Source organism: Amycolatopsis ponsaeliensis (assembly GCF_030182635.1).
GTDB classification, from domain to species: Bacteria; Actinomycetota; Actinomycetes; order Mycobacteriales; family Pseudonocardiaceae; genus Amycolatopsis; species Amycolatopsis ponsaeliensis.
Window position 1 is genome coordinate 1 of sequence record NZ_JAPZLD010000112.1, and the last position, 4,156, is coordinate 4,156.

Consider the following 4,156-nt stretch of genomic DNA (forward strand, 5'->3'; position numbering starts at 1 on the left):
CCTGCCGCAGTGGCTTCAATCGCAGACGTGACGGTGATCTAGAAACGGCGCCATCGTGAGCGCTTACGCTTGGGTCCAACAGTGTTCGGCACCCATAGAGTCGACTCTGTCGAAGTTTTTGCTATCGCCGCTGCCCGTTGCGCCGCTTGCCGGGCTGTCAAGGCGTTCAGCAGCGCGGCTAGGGCCGTGATCAATGCTGACACGGCTGTGATAATCGATCCGATGATCACAAGAGTAGCGGTGGCACCCTGCGAACCTGGATCAGGGAACACGTATTGATAGTCCGGCGCGACGAATACGTCAAAAGCCACTGCGGCACGAAAAAAGATCACGAGGAGCCCGATGAAGAGGAATTTATATTTCCAGAGACTGGCGAGCCAAAGCCTGAACAGTCCAAACCTTGGCCGCCTCGTCGGCCCGATGGATCTCTTCATGTTTATCAGCATAGCTGTTTTGACATTCCAGTACGACGTAACGGATATTGGCGGCGACCATTGAGCCTTTCCGGGTAAGCTTCTGTGACTGTGGGTGACGTTCGCGGCTGAGGCCGGGTGGTTGCGGTGATGACACGCCGAAAGTGTTGTGGTGCAACGCAAAGACGCAGAACCCCGGCATGAGTTTGGTCCTTCCACAGATCAAGTTTCAGGACGGTGTCTTCAGCAGAACAGCGGCAGAGGGTTCAGCTCGTGGTACTCGGTCGGCGTAGTCAATTGGCCGAGTTCGAGAGGCACGTCGTAGAGCCGGCCGGGGGCGAGTCGAGCCCAGAACCCGCGCATACCGGGCACAATCACTTTTACCACTGGCAGGCCGACGTCGGGACGGGTCTGGTCAAGGACGAGGACCTCGAGTCCGGCGTTCTCGAGCCGGGTTTGCAGCGTTTCGATGTCGTCGGCGAGGTCTGGCATGTGAACGTATGAGTAGTCCGCGGGTGTGCGGGCGGGCAAGGCGGGGTCGGGCACGAGGTAAGGCTGGTCGGCGACTGTCGCCTGCTGCCACCAGCGCATCGCATCCGGATCGTCCTGCCCGGACATGTTGTCAAGGTCCAGGACGGCCGGCAGGAGCTGGTTGAGCTCGGTGAGCGCGCGGCGCAGCGCGGTCGCGGGGTCGAAGTGTGCGCCGAAGCCGAACATGATGTCCTCGCGCGGAGTCCCGGTCCGCCGGGACACCGCGACCATCGTGGGCACGCCCAGGTCGGCTGTCACGTCCAGGACCCAGACCTCGCGCCCGAGTCCGGCGTAGACGTCACGCAACTGGGCGAGCCAGGTGTCGCCGAACGCGTCGAGGTCCACTCCGGGTCGCGGGAGGCGGTTGTACCACCATATGGCGACCGCGTCGCGTTCCACGACCTCGAGCATTCCCTGCAGGATGGCGTCCTCGATGCTGGAGCCGGCGGCGTTGCCGTTTGAGTCGGCCAGCACGTAGACCGGGCCACCACCGGTGGGCGTGCCGAAGTACAGCATCCCGGTGGGGAGCAGCCGGTGTTTCTGCCGGGTGAGCGACCAGACTGGTGTCCAGTCCAGCATCGCCCCGTCGTCGAACGGATCGCAGACACGCTGCGAAGCCGAGTGGGCGGAGTTCCATCGAGCCCGGTCGGTGAACTGCCTGGAATGGAACAGCTGGCAGCGGTCGGGGTGAATCGCGGCGTCGCCCAGCGTGCGGATACTGCCGCGCACTCGGAGTTCGTCACCCTGCAGGCGGGCGCTGTACCGTTCCAGTGCCTCGCAGAGCGCACCGACCTCGGCTTCCTCAGGCGTCACGCCCTTGCCACCGTTCTCCTGCCGCAGCACCGATCGAATCCGACGGGCACCACGCATGCCCAGCGCGGCGTTGGGCCCGGAGCTGAACGAGTTCAGGAACGTCGGGCCGCGCGGATCGCGCCGGATCTCCCTGATCACTCCGGTCACCGGGCTGACCAGGTGCCGGTATCGCGCCAAGACCTGCTCTGGTGTCAGTGCCCGATGACCACCGCTACCCAGATGCCTTTTGGGCCGGGATCGATAAATGACGGGCTGCCGACCCTGCTCTCTGATCAACTCGGGGTTGCCGCATGCCGGGCACTGTGGACGAGCGACGACCTCATGAGGGCGACCACTGACCTCGCGGCTGTCGAAGATCCACAAGCTGCGCTGCCCCGGATACCGGTGTCCGGCAAGCCACTGCGTGGCTTGCAGCGCGACGAGGCCGAGCCCCATCGTGCGCAGCGGTGGTATCGACGCCTCCGGCCGGGCAAGAGCGCCGGACAGACCGAACGCGTCCCGCACATGCGCCTCAGCGGGGCGATTTCCCCACAGTCGTGCGGCCAGACACTGCCAGCAGGCACCGTCGCCCGGAGTGAACACAGGGCCCACCCACAACTGCGCACCCGTCAGCTTGGCCAGCAGCCACGGCCGACCGGTCTCACGATGCGCCGCATCGATGCCGGCCAGCCCGTCGGCGAGGTAATCCTCGCACAGCACAACGGAAAGCTCTGCCTTGCCGACGTTGGTGTCTGCGTCGGTGGCCAGGTTCAGACCGCATTCCCACAACGCCTGCTCCGCCGGCCCGCGATCGACCCCGACAGTGATCAATTGGACATGGCCCTGGGCAACACCCGCCGAAGCCTCGGCTGCGTCTATCCCGCAAGCGTCCCAGTAAGCGATGGCGGATCGGCCAAGATCAGACGCTCGCTCGGATGGCGGCGCGGCCCGCAGCGTGATAAGCCCGGCGTCGGCGAGGCCGGCGAGCACGCCCACGATCTGCTCCGGATCGCTGTCCGGCACGGCGTCGCGCAACGTCGCCGGTGTTCGGCTGCCATCCAGCAGCGGTGCGAGCGACTCCACGATCGGTCCATGCAATGCGATCGCACCGTCCTCGGACAGCACATAGACCGCGTCACCCGGGACCACCGATGCCCGCAGGTGCTGCTTGAATCCGATGCGCTGATCGCCCGGGTTTTGGGCGACGATCAGTCCTCAGAACGGAAACACGGATGGCCGTTGCCGTCGCCGATGCACCACCGGATGGACGCCAGAGCGGTCGGTGTGGGCAGACCGTCGAGGGGATAGATCTCCAGATCCGTCGGGATACCGACGACCCGATCAGGATCGACACCCAGCAACGTGGCGAGATCGACATACAGAGAGTTCACGAATCCCCCAGACGAAGCCGAGACCGGACAACACCGAGCGTATCGACGATTCCCGTTTTGAGCCAGCACCGATTCCGGACCTATGGGATTTCCGACCTCCAGCGTAGGCACGCCGAGTTCATCCCGGTGAGCATTCCGCGTACCGGTCTGTGACGGTGTGTGACTGTGGCTGTGACGCGCCGAAGGTGTTGAGGTGCGGGCAAACACGCAGAGCCCCGGCAGGAAAGTGGTCCGACCAAAGATCAACTTTATAGGGGCTCTGCGCTTGATGAGTGTGGCATACACGGCCACGCTGCCCGCAAGCGAACGCACGGTGGCGGCGCTGACCTGCCTGCTGGACGCGCAACGGGCACGACGTAGTACCCGTACGGGCAGGCGGGCGTTGAGCACGCTCGAGCAGGCGGTGCTGGTGCTGCGCTGGTTTCTCGACGGGACCCGGATGACACAGTTGGCGGTGGATAACGGGATCAGCGGCTCCACCGGATACTTCTACCTGCAGGAGGGTATCGATGTGCTGGCGTCCCGGGCGCCGAACCTGGAATCGGCCCTGTTGGGCGAAGATGGCCGGGCACGAGCATGTCAGCATCGACGGCACGCTGATCGAGACCGACCGCTGCCGCACACCAGGCCCCACCAAGGGAGTGGACCTGTGGTGGTCGGGGAAGCACGCCAACCACGGCGGGAACATACAGGTCATCACCGCTCCCGATGGCTGGCCGCTGTGGACATCCGAGGTGCGCCCAGGCCGCGAGCACGACACCACCGCCCTGCGTGAACATCTGGAGATCCTTCCCGGACTGGCAACCTGGGTCGCCGAGAACCGGCCCGCGCTCGGTGACCTGGGCTACGAAGGCGAAGCCGGCACGATCACCGTGGCGTTCAAGAAACCCAAGAATGGTCAGCTCACCGACGAGCAGAAGGCTCACAACAAGGCCCACAACGGCAAACGCGCCGTCGGTGAACGCGGAAACTCACTGCTCAAGATGACCTTCAAGGCGCTACGCAACATCAGCTGCTGCCCCTGGCGCA

General features: G+C 64.7%; 3 protein-coding genes and 1 pseudogene. 1 reads left to right on the forward strand and 3 read right to left on the reverse strand.

Annotated features, from left to right (window positions below; translation table 11 throughout):
• Positions 1-38: 38 nt before the first annotated feature.
• From QQ657_RS56410 to QQ657_RS56420, 3 genes are all read right to left on the reverse strand, one after another.
• A complete protein-coding gene (locus tag QQ657_RS56410) occupies positions 39-434 on the reverse strand; it encodes a hypothetical protein (RefSeq protein WP_284750734.1) in 396 nt (131 codons plus the stop codon).
• Between the two features lie 222 nt (positions 435-656).
• Entirely contained in the window at positions 657-2,861 is a 2,205-nt protein-coding gene (locus QQ657_RS56415; protein ID WP_284750735.1) for a TOMM precursor leader peptide-binding protein, read from the reverse strand.
• Positions 2,862-2,944: 83 nt separating this feature from the next.
• Positions 2,945-3,127, reverse strand: coding sequence for a hypothetical protein (locus QQ657_RS56420; protein ID WP_284750736.1), 183 nt, complete (start codon positions 3,125-3,127; stop codon positions 2,945-2,947).
• Between the two features lie 268 nt (positions 3,128-3,395).
• Here QQ657_RS56420 and QQ657_RS56425 point away from each other — a divergent pair.
• Positions 3,396-4,156, forward strand: a pseudogene (locus tag QQ657_RS56425) (transposase family protein); the annotation flags it as partial.

Bases quoted from the DNA above. Each gene is read 5' to 3' on its own strand.
- QQ657_RS56410 (WP_284750734.1), bottom strand. From the start codon at position 434: ATGAAGAGATCCATCGGGCCGACGAGGCGGCCAAGGTTTGGACTGTTC.